The following is a 15,851-nucleotide window of genomic DNA, read 5'->3' as shown; positions in this document are numbered from 1 at the left end:
GGTGCGAAGGCCGTGCCCGAAAAACCGGCTGCGTGGTGCTCAAATCCGCGGCATAGACTGCGACGTTCCGGATGACATTGGCGCCGTGGCGGGCCAAAAGAGACGACAGATGCGAGGAGAAACCATGAGCGAGATCGTCACCGCGGGGTTGCTGGTCATCGGCGACGAGATCCTGTCCGGCCGCACCAAGGACAAGAACATCGGCTTCATCGCCGAATACCTCACCAATCTCGGCATCGACCTCAAGGAGGTCCGGGTGGTCTCCGACGACGAGCCGGACATCATCGCGGCGCTCGATGCGCTGCGGCATCGCTACACCTATGTGTTCACCACCGGCGGCATCGGTCCGACCCATGACGACATCACCGCGGATGCGATCGCCAAGGCGTTCGGCGTCGGCATCGACCACCATCCCGAGGTGGTGGCGCGCTTCCGCGAGCGCTGGAGCGAGCAGGAGCTCAACGAGGCGCGGCTGCGCATGGCGCGCATCCCCGACGGCGCCGAGCTGATCCAGAGCGCCACCATCCTGGCGCCCGGCTTCAAGCTCGGCAACGTCATCGTCATGGCCGGCGTGCCGTCGATCATGCAGGCGATGATGGACATCGTCGCGCCGAAGCTGAAATCGGGCGTGCGCATGCTGTCGGAGACCGTGCGCGCCAATGCCCGCGAGGGCGATATCGGCGGCCCCCTGCGCGAGATCGCCAAGGCGCATCCGGACACCATCATCGGCAGCTATCCCTTCATCGACGAGGATCAGAAGCCGAACACGCATCTCGTCGTGCGCTCGCGCGACCAGGATAAGCTGTCGGCCGCGATGGCAGCCGTGAAGGAGATGCTCGCCGGGCTCAACGTGACGCGCTAAAGCAGGTGCAGCTGTCGAGAACTCGCGGACGAGATGAGATGCCAGACAAGACTTTGAGTGCAGAGGAGCGCGCGGGCCGGGCCTTCCCGGTGTCCTGGGACCAGTTTCATCGCGATTGCCGGGCGCTGACCTGGCGGCTGAACGAGATCGGGCCGTTTCATGCCGTCGTGGCCATCACCCGCGGCGGACTGGTGCCGGCGGCGATCGTGGCGCGCGAGCTTGGCGTGCGCGTCATCGATACGATCTGCATCGCGAGCTATGACCACACCAAGCAGGGCGAGCTGCAGGTCCTGAAGGGCATCTCGGCCGACACGGCGCAACTCGGCGGCGGCACCGGCAAGGGGCTCCTGATCGTCGATGATCTCGTCGACACCGGCAAGACCGGACGCATGGTCCGCGAGATCCTCCCCGACGCCCATTTCGCCACCGTCTATGCCAAGCCGAAGGGCCGACCGCTGGTCGACACCTTCATCACCGAGGTGTCGCAGGACACCTGGATCTTCTTCCCCTGGGACACCGCGCTGTCGTTCGCGCCGCCACTGCGCGACGGGGCGGCGTAAGCCCGGAGAGTGGCGAATAGGGAGTAGCGAATAGGGAATTCGGGTGGGCGAGGCGTTCGCTATTCGCTACTCCCCATTCGCTATTCGCCAGCCGAAGGCTCGCCATGCCGCTGCAGAACCGCGTCACGCCGATGGGCGATATCGTCGCCGCGCCGCATCGCGGCCTCTTCACCGGAAATCGCGGCATCATCCACGACCCCGCGACGAAGACGCTGTTGCGGAAGCGCTGGTCGAGCCCCGCCTGGCTGGTCTGCCTGTGCGAGTTTCGCGGCAAGCGCCGCAAGGTCATGGCAACGCAAAGCTGGACCGAGCTGTTCTTCCTTGACGAGGCGACCGCGCTCGCCGCCGGTCATCGCCCCTGCTTCTACTGCCGCCGCGACGACGCCAAGAGGTTTCGTGCGGCGTGGGAGGAGGGCAACGGCGTCGGGGCACTGCGCATCTCCGAGATCGATCGCGTGCTCCATCGCGAGCGCCTCGATCGCGGTCGCAAGCGCCTGCATCCGCTGCCGACGCCGCTCGCCGCCTTGCCTGACGGGGCCATGGTGCAGGCAGGCGAGGAGAGCTTTCTGATCCGAAAAGGCAGGGCGCTGCCCTGGTCGGCGGCGGGCTATGACGCGCCACGCGCAGGGATCACCGACGCGTTGCTGCTGACCCCGCCCTCGACGCTGCGCGCGATCAAGGCGGGCTACGCGCCGGTGCTGCATCCGAGCGCGATGACCGTCGGGTGATCGGGGCGCCGTGCGGATGTGCCGCGCGGAGCTCCGCGCGTCACCACGTGTAGCGCACGATGCCCTTGCCGGCGTAGCTGCGGGTCACATCCGAGAACTCGCCCTCGAAGCTCGCGGCGGCCGACCAGCCATTCCGCCACTTCATTTCAGCGGAGACCGTGGTCAGCGCTGAATTCTGCGCCTGCCGCGCGCCGTTGACGACGAAGGATGCGCCCGGAAGGGTCTGGAACGTGGCCCCGGCCGACCGGCTGGGGTTGAAGTCATAGGCCCAGGCGAAGCGGCTGCGCAGCGTGAAAACGCCGTCAGCCAGCGCATAGGCCTTGTCGGTGCGCAGGCCCAGCTCCGACCGCGTATCGGTGACGTTCTGCGATCCAAAGCGCAGCGCGAAGGTATTGGCGCCGGAGACCGCATTCTCCGCATAGCCCGGCAGGCTGAACGTCGTGAACTGCGCCGCGGCGTAGGGCGTGATCCCGAACCCCATCCAGGGCGACACGAAGCGATAGCCGCCCTCGACCCGGCCGGCAAAGGTGTTGGCGTCGAAGTTGGCGCGCAGCTGGTCGACGCCGGCCACGGTCACGGTGCGGTTGGTGGTGATGTTCTGCCAGCCATAGGCCAATGCCGCGGAGATATAGGCCGGGCCGACCGTGTGCCGGACGAAGGCGCCGGCCTGGAACAGGTCGGACCGGCCGCTGCCGCCATTGGCGACGCTGAACGTGGTGCCGCCGCCGGCCATCGAGAACCCGGCGATCGTGGACGGCGAGAAGCGGTAGTCGGCGCCGACGGCCGTGCCGTAGATGTTGCTGGTGGTATTGTTGGACCCGAGCGCGGTGTTGCCATCAGTGGTCTGCGAGCCGCCGAAGCCGGCTGCCCACACGCTCCAGCCCGGCCTGACCACGGGCGCGGCCGGCGCCTTGGTGTAGATCGCGGCCAGCGCGTCGTTCGGATTGCGCTTGGACGCAAAAGCAAGCGTCTCTTCCGCGTAGCCGATCGCGCCGCTGGGCGCAGAGCCCTGGTCGCCGCGGCCGCCGATGAACGGATCGGTCATGACGCCCATGAATTGCGTCATCGCATTGAACGTCGTCTGCTGCGAGCCGGTCGCGGTCTCGCCCGAGATCTGCGTCAGCCCCGCTGGCGTCAGCCCGGTGAAGACGACGGGAATGCTGCCGTTCGTGTTGAAGTAGTTGCTGAGCGCGTTGCTGACGTTCTGCTGGTTGATGTTCCCCGACGAGCTCATCGTCAGATTGAGGAAGGCGTTGTTGGCGTCGTAGCTCAACGTCGCGCTGAAGCCCGCCGGCAGGTTGGTGTTGGTGACGCCGCCGAAGGTGCCGCTGACGCCGCCGGTGGCGGTGAGAATGGTGTATTGCTTGGAGATGTAGCTGCCGTTTGCGAAGGTCGCGGTGACGGCGGCGCCCCCGAGCGTCGCAGTGCCGGTGACGGTGGCGAACGACGCCGTGCTCGGATTCACCTGCACCAGGTATTGCGCGCCCGACTGGAACGCGAGGTTGCCGACGATAGCCATGGAGGACGCCGGGGTGCCGTTGCCCGGCGCGAACGAACCTGAGATCGTCGCGTTGGCGCCGGTGACGGTGCCATCTCCGCTCAGCGTGCCGAACGTCTTGTTGAAGCCGTTGAGATCCAGCGTGGCGCCGGACAGCACGCTGAACACCGTGCTGGCGCCGAACGCGCCGGCCGAGCCCGCGCGCAGCGTACCTGCGTCGACATTGGTCGCGCCGGTGTAGGTGTTGGTGCCCGAGAGCAGCAGGATGCCGCCGCCCGCCTTCACCAGGGTGCCGGCGGAAGCGCCGTTGCCGACGATGCCTTGCAACGTGGTCGTGGTCGCGCTGGCTATGTCGATCGTCGACAGCCCGGCAATCTTGAAGTCGCGGCCGTTGGCGAACGTTGTCGTGCCGGTGACCGCCAATGTGCCGCCGTTGGAAATGATCACGTCGTTGGCGACGTTGCCGAGATTGGCGGTGGCGCCGACCGAGAGCGTGCCGGCGCTGATGTTGACGTTGCCGGTGAACGTATTGGTCGCCGACAGCACCAACGTGCCGATGCCGGTCTTGTTGATCGCCGTGTTGACGCCGCCGGTCGTTAGGCCGGTGCCGCCGATCGAGTCGCCGTAGGTCACGGTGCCGCCGGACACGCTGATATTGGCCGTCACGCCGCTCAGGAAGATGCCGGCGCCCTGCGCTGCGCCGGCCGCTGCCGAAAATCCATTGATGGCGCTTGGCCCGATGCCGATGCCGGGGGTGCCGGCGGCGCCACCGGTGACGGTGTTGCCGGAAATCGGCGAGTCGAGAATCGTCAGCGTACCGCCGGTGGCGACGTAGATGGCGCCGCCATTGCCGGCGCCGCCATTGCCGCCGGCGCCGCCGTCGGAGCCGGGTCCGGGACCGCCCGCGCCGCTGGCGTTGGTGGCGCCGTCGCCGCCGGTGCCGCCGTTGCCGCCATTGGCGTTGCCGCTGCCGCCGGGATTGTTGTTGGTGTAGGTGTTGCTGTTGGTGGTGCCGGAGCCGCCGCCGCCACCGCCGCCGTCACCGAGCGCGGCGCCCGCGGTGCCGGCCGTGCCTTGCGTGCCGGTATGTCCGCCGGTGCCGCCCGCGCCGCCGCCGCCGCTGGCACCGCCGTTGTTCGCGGCACCGCCCGCGCCGCCGTTGCCGCCATTCACCGGGTCGGCCGCCGCATTCTGTGCGCTGCCGCCATTGCCGCCGGCGCCACCGGTGGCGCTGTTGCTGGTGAAGGTCACCGCGGCGATCGTGACGTTGGCGCCGCTGCCGACCAGCAGGCCGCCGCCGGCACCGAGACCGCCACCGCCGCCGCCGCCGGAGCCATAGGCCAGACCGCCGCTATAATAGCCGTTCTGGCCGTTCTGGCCGTTGCCGCCGATCGCGGCCGTGTTGGTGATCGCCAGGCTGGAGATGTTCACGGTCGGCGCGTTGGCACCGTTGACGACGATGCCCTGAAACGAGGAGGCGCCGTTGATCGTCTGGCCGTTGCCGGTGATGTTCACCGTGACGTTGCTGTTGGCGGCCTGCAGTTGCGCAAGCGAGCTCGACAGCGTGAAGCCGCTGGTGATGTTGATGGTGACGGTCGAGTTGGCGCCGGCGGCCGCGACCGCTGCCACCGCCGTATTCCAGTCGGTCTGGTTGGCGACATCGATCGCCAGGGCCTGGGTGCTCAACATGGTGCCCGCAAGAAGAACCGAGAGGGTCAGCCAGCGCCGCGACTTCGGCGCAGCAAACATCGTTCTCGCAAGGCAAGCCATTGCATTCCCCAATAATGAAAGCGGAGGTCAGATACGAACTGGATTAAGCAGCAAAAAATTCACGCCACACTTGTGGCCAAGAAATGAAATGTTAGGACACATACTGTCAAGCGCAGCAAAGACACACAGCGTCGGGAATGTTGTGCGTCTGGTATTTTGCTACCAAGGATAGATTTTCCCCATCCGGCGACCGTGATCGATGATCGCTGCGATCTGCTGCAAAACACAGAGCAGTGCATATGAAAGGCTGACGTGGCCATCGCGGCGGTCGTGCAGGGGCAGCAAAGGCGCGGCCGTGCTGTTGCGGCGAATCGCGCGTGGTGAGACCGTGCTCACCTCGGATGCGCTCTTACTTTGATTCCAGGACCGTGTGCGTGTCGCCTCCCGGCGCGATCGCGATTGAGCCAGGGCCCCGAGCGCGATGCCTGGGGGGCGGCGAGCCGTCGACGCCCTTGCTTCGGGTCTGACCTGACATCTGAGTCAGGCAAACCTCTGCCGTGCCAGCTTTGCGCCGGTGCCGAGCGCCATCAGCTTGGCCTCGGCGATCTCGCGCCGCATCGGCGCCATGCCGCAATTGGTGGTGGCGATGATGTTCTCCTTCGGCACCACCTTCATGACGTCCTCGAGGGTCTTGCAGACGTCCTCGGCGGTCTCGATCGCGTCGCTGGCGACGTCGATGACGCCGGCCTGCACGATCTTGTTCTTGAGCAGGCCGAGCAGCTCGATCGGCACCTTCGAATTGCGGCATTCGACGGCGACCTGCTGGATGGTGCTGGCGTCGATGACCGGGAAGGTCTCCTCATACTGCCGCCACTCGCCGCCCAGCGTCTCCTTCCAGTCGGTGTTGGCCTTGATGCCGTAGCCGTAGCAGATGTGCACGGCAGTCGGGCAGGTCAGCCCTTCGGCGGCGCGCTCCAGCGCCTTGATGCCCCAGTCGCGCACCTCGTCCATGTAGACGTTGAAGGCGGGCTCGTCGAACTGGATCATGTCGATGCCGTCGTCGTGCAGCGCCTTGGCCTCCTGGTTCAGCAGCTCGGCGAAGGCGAACGCCATCTTCACACGGTCGCCGTAGTAATTGTCGGCGATGGTGTCGATGATGGTCATCGGTCCGGGCAGCGTGAACTTCAGCGCGCGCGTGGTGTGCGTGCGCGCGATCCGCGCCTCGTCGCCATGGACGCGGCCCTTCAGCGACAGCGGCGCCACCACCTGCGGTACCATCGCCTTGTAGCGGTCCTTGCGGATGCCCATCTCGACCTTGTGGGCGAAGTCGATGCCCTCGACACGTTCCAGGAAACCGTGCACGAAATGCTGGCGCGACTGCTCGCCCTCGGTGAGAATGTCGATGCCGGAATCCTCCTGCAGCTTCAGCGCCAGGATCGTCGCATCGCGCTTGGCACGCGCCAGCTCCTCGCCCTTCGACTTCCACGGAGCCCACAGCACGTTGGGCTCGGCCAGCCATTCCGGCTTCGGCAGCGAGCCTGCGATGGTCGATGGAAACAGCATGGTCGAACTCTCCAGCATAAAGGCGGTCAGGCTTGAGCGCCTGTCTGCCATGGCTTACCCTTTAGGTACAGAAGAACGAAGCCGCCTCGCGTGTTCCGCAGCGCGGCATAATGGTCCGGGGAAGGAATCGTGGAAGGATGATCGATCTCCATTATGCGCCGACGCCGAACGGCTGGAAGATCTCGATCATGCTCGAGGAACTCGGGCTGCCCTATACCGTCATTCCCGTCGACATCCGCGCCGGCGACCAGTTCAAGCCGGAGTTCCTGGCGATCAGCCCGAACAACCGGATTCCCGCGATCGTCGATCACGCGCCGGCCGATGGCGGCGCGCCGTTCCCGGTGTTCGAGACCGGTGCCATCCTGATCTATCTCGCCGACAAGACCGGCCGTTTCCTGCCGCAGGAGACGCGGGCGCGCTCGCGTGTCATCCAATGGGTGATGTGGCAGATGGCCGGACTGGGACCGATGATGGGGCAGCACGGCCATTTCGCGCTCTATGCGGCTGAGAAGATCCCTTACGCGATCCAGCGCTACCGCGACGAGGTGGCCAGGCTGTTCCACGTGCTCGACGTGCAGCTCGGCAAGACCGGCGCCTATGTCGCCGGCGACGACTATTCGATCGCGGACATCGCCTGCTTTCCCTGGATGATGACGCACAAGGCCCAGGGATTCACGCTCGACGACTATCCCGACATCCAGCGCTGGTACGCGGACCTGCGCGCGCGGCCCAAGCTGCAGGCGGGGCTGGCGATCGGCAAGTTCGTCAAGGAGCCGTTCAACGAGCAGTCGCGTCATGTGATGTTCGGCGCGCGCGCGAAGGAGATGACGGGGCGGTCGTGAGCGAGCTCCGCGGCATCGCGAGGAGCATGGGGATAAGCCATCCAGACCGTATGTTGCAGCCCCTGGATTGCTTCGTCGCTACGCTCCTCGCAATGACGGAAAGAGTGGTTTGCACCAACTCTCTCCGTCATTGCGAGCGAAGCGAAGCAATCCAGGGCCACGACCACACTCCGGATTTTTGCGCGCGCAAAGGCGAACTTATCGAGACCTTGAGGAAACACACATGATCGAATTCTTCTTCGACTGCTCCAGCCCCTGGACCTATCTTGCCTTCCACAACATCCAACCGCTCGCGCAAGAATTCGGCGTCGACATCGTCTGGCGGCCGATCCTGGTCGGCGGCATCTTCAACACCGTCAATCCCAGCGTCTATGCGCAGCGCGAGAAGCCGGTGCCGGCCAAGGCGGCCTACACGCTGAAGGACCTCGACGACTGGTCCCGCTCGGCCGGGCTCAAGATCAAGATGCCGCCATCGGTGTTTCCGGTGAACAGCGTCAAGGCGATGCGCGGCTGCATCTGGCTGGGCCAGGACATGGTGCCGTTCGCACGGGCCGTGTTCGAGATATATTGGGGCGAGGACCAGGACATCTCGCAGGATGCGGTGCTGACCGAGGTGTGCCGGCGCGTCGGCATCGATCCGAAGGCGTTCTTCGATGGGATCGCGCAGCAGGGCATCAAGGACCAGCTGCGCATCAACACCGAGGAGGTCGTCAAGCGCGGCGGCTTCGGCTCGCCGACGATCTTCCTCGACGTGACCGACATGTATTTCGGCAATGATCGCCTGCCGCTGATCCGCGAGGCGCTGGCGCGGGCGAAGGGGCGCGCCTGATGCCGCGTGCGATCGTCTGCCGCGAGCTCGGTCCGCCGGAGACGCTGCGGCTGGAGGCCCTACCGCCGCGCTCACTCGGTGACGGCGAGGTGCGAGTGAAGATCCGCGCTGCCGGCATCAACTTTCCGGACATACTGATGGCGGCCGGCGAGTATCAGCTCAAGCCTGAGCTGCCGTTCACGCCCGGCGTCGAGGCCGCCGGTGACGTCGTCGAAACCGGGGCCGGCGTGACCGGCCGCGCCGTCGGCGACAAGGTGATCGTCCGCATGCGCTTCGGCGCCTATGCGGAGGAGGCGGTGGTTGCGGCCAGCCAGCTCACGCCGCTGCCGTCGACTTTCGACTACGCGGAGGGCGCGACCTATCTCGCCGGCCACGGCACCGCTCATCACGCCCTGGTCGATCGCGGCCAGCTCAAGCCCGGCGAGACGCTGCTGGTGCACGGCGCCGGCGGTGGCGTCGGCCTCGCCGCCGTCGAGATCGGCAAGCTGCTCGGCGCAACGGTGATCGCGGCGGCGTCGTCGGAGGAGAAACTCGCGGTGGCACGCGCGCGTGGCGCCGATCATCTCATTCTGTATTCACGCGGGCCGTTCCGCGACGCCGTCAAACACATCACCGATGGCCGCGGCGTCGACGTCGTGTTCGATCCCGTCGGCGGCGAGGTGTTCGAGAACAGCGTGCGCTGCATCGCCTGGGGCGCGCGGCTGCTGGTGATCGGCTTCACCGGCGGCATCGGGCTCGCACGCACCAATCTGATCCTCATGAAGGGCGCAAGCGTGCTCGGCGTTCGCGCCGGCGAGGCGGTGCGGAAGGATCCCGAGCTGGGCGAGCGACGGATGGCTGCACTGCTCGCGTTCGCTGAGCAAGGCAAGCTGCGGCCCAACGTCTCCCACCGCGTTCCGTTCGACAATTACGCATCGGCGATCCGGCTTTTGATCGATCGCAAGGCGATCGGACGCGTCGCGCTGGTGATGGATTAGTTGGCAGGCGTCTGCCCAAAAATTCGGCGGATGGGGCTGTGTATTTTTTTACCACTGGATTCATAGAGTGATCGGACAGGTCGAGGCCGATCATGTTGAAGACGTCGAAGATACTTCACCGCATAGCCCTGTCTGCATTGCTGCCCATCGTCACACTGGCCGCGTTGGCGGCCTACGAGATTTCCACGAAATGGGCGGTGCGTGTCGAGATGACGCGCATGCAGCCGGCGGCGGACGCCGTCGCCAGGCTCAGCCGCTTCGTTCATGAGCTCCAGCGTGAGCGCGGCATGTCGTCGGCATTTCTGAGCAGCAAGGGCACGCAGATGCGTGCCGAGCTGGATCAGCAGCGCAAGCTGACCGATGGCGAGCGCGCGCACGCGGTTGCCGCGCTGGACGGGCTGCGCCGGAGCGCCGCACTGGCCGAGGCGGCGCAGGCGAGCGAACAGGCGTTGACGCAGCTCGATCGCCGCCGCGGCGACATCGATGCCCAAGCCGTCACGCCGGCGGCAGCGGTCAGCTCGCTCACCGAGATCGTCAGCCGGCTGATCAGCCTGATCAGCGGCATATCGAGGCTCAGCGATGACGACGATATCTCCAAGGCGATCATTGCCTATGGCAATCTGACCGAAGGCAAGGAGCGCGCCGGCCTGGAGCGCGCGGTCGTGGCGGGAGGCCTTGCCGCCGGTCGCTTCGAGCAGGCCGCCTACGCGCGCGCCATAGGGCTGGCTGCGGCGCAGGATAGCTATTTCGCGGCCTTTCGCGCCGCCGCCTCGGCGAAAGGACGTGCGGCGTTCGATGCGGCGATGACGGGACCGGCGATCGACGGCGTCGTTGCCATGCGCAAGGTGGTGGAGCAGGGTGGCGTCAGCGGCGATTTCAAAGGGCTCGCGAGCAAGGCCTGGTTCGATGCGGCCACGCTGCGGATCGATCTGCTGAAGCAGGTCGAAGACGCTCTGGCCGTCGAGCTGTCCGAGCTGATGGCCGGCAAGCAGGCCGCGGCCACGGCCAGCCTCGCCGCCGTCGGCGCGCTGCTGCTGGTCGCCTTGGCGCTGAGCCTCGCGATCGTCGTTGCGCTGGCGCGCAGCATCACCGGGCCGATCAACGCCCTCGCCGATACGATGACGCGGCTGGCGAAGGGCGATGTGAGCACTGCAATCGACGCGGTCGATCGGCGCGACGAGGTCGGCCTGATGGCGAGGGCAGTGCAGGTCTTCAAGGAGAACATGATCCATGGCGCCGAGCTCGCTGCCAGGGATGCGGAGGCGATGAGCCAGCGCGCCGAAAAAGCCAAGCGCGTCGGCGAACTGACCGACCGTTTCAGCGGTGACATCGCGGCCGTGATCGACAGCGTGATCTCAGCCTCGGCACAACTCGAATCGACGGCCGCCGTGATGAATCGGACGGCGAGCCGGACCTGCAGTGAAGCGAGCAGCGTCGCGCAGGCGACCGAGGCCGCGTCGAGCAACATGCAGACGATGGCCGCTGCGACGGACCAACTGTCGAGCTCGGTCGCGGGCATCGGCGGTCAGGTGACGCAGTCGGCCGACATGGCGCAGAGGGCGGCCGCGGAGGGGCAGAGGACCAACGAGACCGTGCAGGGCCTTTCCAGCATGGCCGAGCGGATCGGCGACATCGTGCGGCTGATCAGCGACATTGCCGGCCAGACCAATCTTCTCGCGCTCAATGCGACCATCGAGGCCGCGCGGGCGGGCGAAGCCGGCCGCGGCTTTGCCGTCGTCGCCGGCGAGGTGAAGCTGCTCGCCGAGCAGACCGCCAAGGCGACCGGCGAGATCCGCGCGCAGATCTCCGGAATGCAGGAGGTGTCGAGCGAGGCCGTCCGGGCCATCCGCGGCATCACCACGACCATCGGCGAGCTGAACGAGATCGCGTCGTCGATCGCCAATGCCGTCGAGGAGCAGGGCGCGGCGACGCGCGAGATGGCGCGCAACGTCCAGCACGCAGCCAAGGGGACCGACGAAATTTCGCAGAACATCCAGCAGGTCACGGCCGCCGCAAACGAATCCGGCGCCACCGCCAGCCAGGTGCTCGGGGCGTCGGCGGAGCTGCTGCGTCAGTCCGAGAGCATGCGCCGCCATGTCGATGAATTCATTCGCGGCATCAAGGCGGCGTGAGCGATCGCACGCGATGTGATTGGCGGCGGTGATTGGCTGCCGGGGTCGATTGCGATCCTGGTGCTGGTGATGGAGTCGTTGCAGTCGCCGCCCACGCGGTGTCGTCCCGGCCTTGAGCCAGGACCCATACCGCGCAATCTATCGCGTGGCACTCTGGACGCCGTTCTTTACCAAATGGTGTCCTGGGGCCGTGGAGCTACTTGTACTCCCGCTCGTCCCACCACGGGAAATAGTCGGGCATATCGGCCGTCACCGTGTTCTTGAATTGCGCCGGGCGCTTCTCCAGGAACGACACCACGCCTTCCTTGACGTCGTCGGAGCGGCCGCGCGCGTAGATGCCGCGGCTGTCGACCTTGTGCGCCTCCATCGGATCGTCGGCGCCCATCATGCGCCACATCATCTGGCGGATCAGCGCGATCGACACCGGCGCGGTCTTGTCGGCGATCTCGCGGGCCAGTGCACGGGCGGTGGGCAGCAGATCATCCGGCGGCACGACCTTGCTGACGAGGCGGCCGGCGAGCGCCTCCTGCGCCGGAAACACGCGGCCGGTGTAGCACCATTCCAGCGCTTGCGAGATGCCGACGATGCGCGGCAGGAACCAGCTCGACGCCGCCTCCGGCACGATGCCGCGCTGGGAGAACACGAAGCCGAACCGCGCCGCGTCCGAGGCGATGCGGATGTCCATCGCGAGCTGCATCGTGACGCCGATGCCGACGGCGGGGCCGTTGACCGCGGCGATGACCGGCTTCAGCGACTTGAAGATGCGCAAGGTGACCTGGCCACCGCCATCGCGCACCTGCGGATCGGAATAGTCGACGCGGCCATCGGCGTGGCGCTTCACCGGTCCGCGCTTGGCATCGCGATCGAACGTGTCGGCCCCGGAGGAGAGGTCAGCACCCGCGCAGAACGCGCGGCCCGATCCGGTGACGATGATCGCCCTGACGCCGTCGTCCTTGTCGGCGCGATCGAAGGCGTCGATCAGCTCCTCCATCATGGTGCCGGTGAAGGCGTTGAGCTTCTCCGGGCGGTTCAGCGTGATGGTGAGGATCTTGTCGGCGACGTCGTAGAGGATGGTCTGATAGGCCATTGGCGCTTCCTGATGTTGTCGTGGCGCTTATTAGTTGTTTGCTCGTGCCACAATCTCCGCCGTCATTCCGGGATGCGCCCTCTTGGGCGCAGGCCCGGAATCCATAACCACCATCGTGAGTATGGATTCCGGGCTCGTGCTTCGCACGCCCCGGAATGACGACGACTGGGATCGACGATAGGGAGTACAATAGTTCAGCGAGAGGCCGCGTCAAATCGTGACGACATTCCGCATGGCGGGCAAAGCGCCGCGCTTTTCATTGCTCTCCCTGCACGCGATCCGGCAGCGATGTGGTCCACGCTCTGTCCCCGTCATGGCGAGCGTCAGCGAAGCAATCCAGAGTCGTGGGCGGGACTCTGGATTGCGTCGCTTCGCTCGCAATGACGGAGGAAGGAGTGGGGTGACGCGAATCAGGAGGCCGGCAGTATCGGCCATGGCCGCTGCTCGCCGCGTAATCCCTCGAACATCTTGGCCATCCCAAGTACGCCGACATCATCGAAGCGGCGGCCGACGATCTGCAGGCCGATCGGGAAGCCGTCGGGGTCGTAGCCGGCATTGACGGAGATTGCCGGGTTCTCCGACATGTTCCAGGGCACGGTGTAGGTGATGTGCTCGAACGGCCTCTCGGGGTCGTTGACCGGCGAGGCGAACTCGGCGGGGAATTTCACGCCGGGCGAGACCGGCGAGATGATGTAGTCGTAGTCGCAGAACAGTCTTGCCGCGGCGGCGCGTAGCGCCATCGTGACGTTGAAGCCTCTGACGACTTCGACGCCGGAGAGCGCGGCGCCGCGTTCGGCCCAGCGCAGGATGTAGGGCAGGGTCTTCGCGCGCACCTCGGGCGCCAGCCGCGCCAGATCGTCCCACAGCCGTGCACGCCAGAAATTGTCGAGACCATCGAGCATCTCGCGCGTCAGGAAGCCTTTGACCTCGCTGATCACGGCGCCGGCGTCCTCGAACGCTTTTGCCGCAGCCAGGGTCGTCGCGCGCACAGGCTCCTCCAGTGGCTGGCCGACGCCGCCGAGATCGAGCATCAGGCCGATGCGTAGCTTGCGCACCGGCTTCTCCGTGACCTTCCAGTGCAGGTCCGACGGCGGCAGGCTGGTGCCGTCGCGGCGGTCGGGCTTGGACAGCACGCTCATCATCAGCGCGGCATCGTCGACGATGCGCGTCATCGGACCGGCGACGCGGCCGACATAAGGCGGGTCGATCGGCACGCGGCCGAAGCTCGGCTTCAATCCGACGAGGCCGCACCACGACGCGGGCAGCCGGATCGAGCCGCCGATGTCGGTGCCGACATGCAGCGGACCGTAGCCCGCGGCGGCTGCGGCACCCGCACCGGCGCTCGAACCGCCGGGGTTCATGCGGAGATCCCATGGATTGCGCGTCAGCGGATGGAAGCTCGACAGGCCGGACGACAGCATGCCGTAATCGGGCATCGTGGTCTTGGCGAAGATGATCGCGCCGGCCTCGCGCAGCCGCGCCACCGGCGGCGCATCGGCGGCGAGCGGCGTGCGCGTGACGCTGGCTGCGCCGAGCGGCATCGGCTGACCCTTGGTGGCGAGATTGTCCTTCACCGTCGCCGGTACGCCGTCGAGCACGCCGGCCGGCTCGTCATTGGCCCAGCGCGCGGTCGACGCCTCGGCCGCGGCCCGCGCGGCGTCGGCGTCGAGCAGATACAGCGCCTTGATGTGCGGCTCCCACGCCGCCACGTGCGCCAGGACCTCGTCCATCACCTCGGACGGCGAGAACTGGCGCGCGCGATAGCCGGCGATCAGGTCGACGGCGGAGAGATCATGAAGCGAGGTGACGTCATCCGAGACGGGCTTGTGCATGCTGGTACTCCCACGCCGAAGTTCATCTCGATCTGCCGCCCGCTCATTGAGTATGTCAGTCGCGCTAGGCCGCCGGCAGCCGCGTCTCGATGATGCGGGCGAACATGCTGGCGCCGATCGGCAGGATCTTGTCGTCGAGCACGTAGCCGGGATTGTGCACCGGCACCGAGCCGTCATGGCCGACCCAGAAATAGGCGCCGGGAATCGTCTGCAGCATGTCGGCGAAATCCTCGCTGCCCATCTTCGGCGTCGAGCGCGTCAGCACCTTGGATGGATCGACCACGGTGCGCGCGACCTGCTCGACGACCTTGGACTGCTCCTCCTGGTTCACCAGCACGCTGAACGTGTCGCGGATGTCGACATCGATCTCGCAATTGAAGGCGGCCGCCATGCCGGCGCAGATCGCGCGCATGCGCTCGCGCACCAACGCGCGCACGGGGTCCGAGAACGCGCGCACGGTGCCGCACAGCCAGGCATCGCCGGGAATGACGTTGTAGGCCGAGCCGGCGTGGATCTGCGTAATCGAGACGACCGCGGCCTGCAGTGGCTCGACATTGCGGCTGACGATGGTCTGGATCGCCTGCGCCACGGTGGTCGCGATCACCACCGCATCCTTGGAACGCTCGGGCATGGCGCCATGAGCGCCGTAGCCGGAAATCCGGATGTCGAAGAAGTCGGCGCCGGCCATTGCCGGACCGGGCAGGATCGCGATCTCGCCGTGCTCCAAGTCCGGCGCGTTGTGCAAGCCGTACAATTCGTCGCAGGGGAACTTCTGGAACAGGCCGTCCTTGATCATCGCACGTGCGCCGCCGAGGCCTTCCTCCGCCGGCTGGAAGATGAAGTGCACGGTGCCGTCGAAGTTGCGGGTCTCGGCGAGATAGCGCGCGGTGCCGAGCAGCATCGTGGTGTGGCCGTCATGGCCGCAGCCGTGGAAACGGCCGGGGATGGTCGAGCGCCACGGCAGGTTCGTGTTCTCCTCCATCGGCAGCGCATCCATGTCGGCGCGCAGGCCGATCTTCCTGCCGCTGTCGTTCTTGCCCTTCAGCACGCCGATCACCCCGGTGCCGCCGAGGCCGCGATGCACCTCGATGCCCCATTGCGCAAGCTTCTCGGCGACGATGCCGGAGGTGCGCGTCTCCTCGAAGCCGATCTCCGGATGCGCGTGCAGGTCGCGGCGGATGGCGGTGAGCTCGTCGGCGTAAGCCTGGATGCGATCGATGGTGGGCATGGG

The 15,851-nt window shown here is 66.6% G+C and carries 12 protein-coding genes; 7 read left to right on the top strand and 5 right to left on the bottom strand.

Annotated elements, in window-relative coordinates:
• The first annotated feature begins 124 nt into the window (after nucleotides 1–124).
• The 3 genes from ACQR13_RS08740 to ACQR13_RS08730 all read left to right on the top strand — a co-directional run bounded on the left by ACQR13_RS08740 (nucleotide 125) and on the right by ACQR13_RS08730 (nucleotide 2,150).
• Entirely contained in the window at nucleotides 125–862 is a 738-nt protein-coding gene (locus tag ACQR13_RS08740; protein ID WP_315759531.1) for a competence/damage-inducible protein A, read from the top strand.
• 38 nt (nucleotides 863–900) lie between these two features.
• Nucleotides 901–1,422 carry a xanthine phosphoribosyltransferase gene (gene gpt, locus ACQR13_RS08735; protein ID WP_315714724.1) on the top strand — a complete coding sequence of 174 codons (522 nt, stop codon included), beginning with the start codon at nucleotides 901–903 and terminating at the stop codon, nucleotides 1,420–1,422.
• Between the two features lie 104 nt (nucleotides 1,423–1,526).
• Nucleotides 1,527–2,150, top strand: a complete 624-nt coding sequence (locus ACQR13_RS08730) for a hypothetical protein (protein WP_434862746.1) — start codon at nucleotides 1,527–1,529, stop codon at nucleotides 2,148–2,150.
• A 40-nt stretch (nucleotides 2,151–2,190) separates the two neighbouring features.
• On the opposite strand, the gene ACQR13_RS08725 is transcribed toward ACQR13_RS08730, so the two are convergent.
• Nucleotides 2,191–5,397, bottom strand: coding sequence for an autotransporter domain-containing protein (locus ACQR13_RS08725; protein WP_434862745.1), 3,207 nt, complete (start codon nucleotides 5,395–5,397; stop codon nucleotides 2,191–2,193).
• A gap of 501 nt (nucleotides 5,398–5,898) precedes the next feature.
• Nucleotides 5,899–6,921 (bottom strand): methionine synthase, encoded by a 1,023-nt coding sequence (locus tag ACQR13_RS08720; protein ID WP_315714721.1) that lies wholly within the window; start codon nucleotides 6,919–6,921, stop codon nucleotides 5,899–5,901.
• A 137-nt stretch (nucleotides 6,922–7,058) separates the two neighbouring features.
• Between ACQR13_RS08720 and ACQR13_RS08715 the strand changes: the two genes are divergently transcribed.
• From ACQR13_RS08715 to ACQR13_RS08700, 4 genes are all read left to right on the top strand, one after another.
• The gene (locus tag ACQR13_RS08715; RefSeq protein ID WP_315749420.1) at nucleotides 7,059–7,763 is read left to right on the top strand and encodes a glutathione binding-like protein; all 705 of its coding nucleotides are present in this window, start codon (nucleotides 7,059–7,061) and stop codon (nucleotides 7,761–7,763) included.
• Nucleotides 7,764–7,986: 223 nt separating this feature from the next.
• Nucleotides 7,987–8,592: a 2-hydroxychromene-2-carboxylate isomerase gene (locus ACQR13_RS08710; protein WP_315826247.1), complete on the top strand. Its 606-nt coding sequence runs from the start codon at nucleotides 7,987–7,989 to the stop codon at nucleotides 8,590–8,592.
• A complete protein-coding gene (locus ACQR13_RS08705; protein WP_434862744.1) occupies nucleotides 8,592–9,569 on the top strand; it encodes an NADPH:quinone oxidoreductase family protein in 978 nt (325 codons plus the stop codon). The genes ACQR13_RS08710 and ACQR13_RS08705 overlap by 1 nt, the downstream gene beginning before the upstream one ends.
• Before the next feature lie 92 nt (nucleotides 9,570–9,661).
• A complete protein-coding gene (locus ACQR13_RS08700; RefSeq protein ID WP_434862743.1) occupies nucleotides 9,662–11,701 on the top strand; it encodes a methyl-accepting chemotaxis protein in 2,040 nt (679 codons plus the stop codon).
• 196 nt (nucleotides 11,702–11,897) lie between these two features.
• Here the strand turns inward: ACQR13_RS08700 and ACQR13_RS08695 are convergent, their stop codons facing one another.
• From ACQR13_RS08695 to ACQR13_RS08685, 3 genes are all read right to left on the bottom strand, one after another.
• A complete protein-coding gene (locus ACQR13_RS08695) occupies nucleotides 11,898–12,788 on the bottom strand; it encodes a crotonase/enoyl-CoA hydratase family protein (protein WP_315714716.1) in 891 nt (296 codons plus the stop codon).
• Between the two features lie 410 nt (nucleotides 12,789–13,198).
• A complete protein-coding gene (locus ACQR13_RS08690; RefSeq protein ID WP_434862742.1) occupies nucleotides 13,199–14,620 on the bottom strand; it encodes an amidase in 1,422 nt (473 codons plus the stop codon).
• 64 nt (nucleotides 14,621–14,684) lie between these two features.
• A complete protein-coding gene (locus tag ACQR13_RS08685; protein ID WP_434862741.1) occupies nucleotides 14,685–15,848 on the bottom strand; it encodes a M20 aminoacylase family protein in 1,164 nt (387 codons plus the stop codon).
• Nucleotides 15,849–15,851 lie beyond the last annotated feature (3 nt).

Origin of the sequence: Bradyrhizobium sp. HKCCYLRH3059 (assembly GCF_051168035.1) — a bacterium.
In the GTDB taxonomy this organism is placed as follows: Bacteria; Pseudomonadota; Alphaproteobacteria; order Rhizobiales; family Xanthobacteraceae; genus Bradyrhizobium.
This window is presented reverse-complemented; position numbering and strand designations above follow the sequence as displayed.

Coding starts and splice junctions, on each gene's coding strand:
- ACQR13_RS08740 (WP_315759531.1), top strand. CDS start 125: ATGAGCGAGATCGTCACCGCGGGGTTGCTGGTCATCGGCGACGAGATC.
- gpt (WP_315714724.1), top strand. CDS start 901: ATGCCAGACAAGACTTTGAGTGCAGAGGAGCGCGCGGGCCGGGCCTTC.
- ACQR13_RS08730 (WP_434862746.1), top strand. CDS start 1,527: ATGCCGCTGCAGAACCGCGTCACGCCGATGGGCGATATCGTCGCCGCG.
- ACQR13_RS08725 (WP_434862745.1), bottom strand. CDS start 5,397: ATGTTTGCTGCGCCGAAGTCGCGGCGCTGGCTGACCCTCTCGGTTCTT.
- ACQR13_RS08720 (WP_315714721.1), bottom strand. CDS start 6,921: ATGCTGTTTCCATCGACCATCGCAGGCTCGCTGCCGAAGCCGGAATGG.
- ACQR13_RS08715 (WP_315749420.1), top strand. CDS start 7,059: ATGATCGATCTCCATTATGCGCCGACGCCGAACGGCTGGAAGATCTCG.
- ACQR13_RS08710 (WP_315826247.1), top strand. CDS start 7,987: ATGATCGAATTCTTCTTCGACTGCTCCAGCCCCTGGACCTATCTTGCC.
- ACQR13_RS08705 (WP_434862744.1), top strand. CDS start 8,592: ATGCCGCGTGCGATCGTCTGCCGCGAGCTCGGTCCGCCGGAGACGCTG.
- ACQR13_RS08700 (WP_434862743.1), top strand. CDS start 9,662: ATGTTGAAGACGTCGAAGATACTTCACCGCATAGCCCTGTCTGCATTG.
- ACQR13_RS08695 (WP_315714716.1), bottom strand. CDS start 12,788: ATGGCCTATCAGACCATCCTCTACGACGTCGCCGACAAGATCCTCACC.
- ACQR13_RS08690 (WP_434862742.1), bottom strand. CDS start 14,620: ATGCACAAGCCCGTCTCGGATGACGTCACCTCGCTTCATGATCTCTCC.
- ACQR13_RS08685 (WP_434862741.1), bottom strand. CDS start 15,848: ATGCCCACCATCGATCGCATCCAGGCTTACGCCGACGAGCTCACCGCC.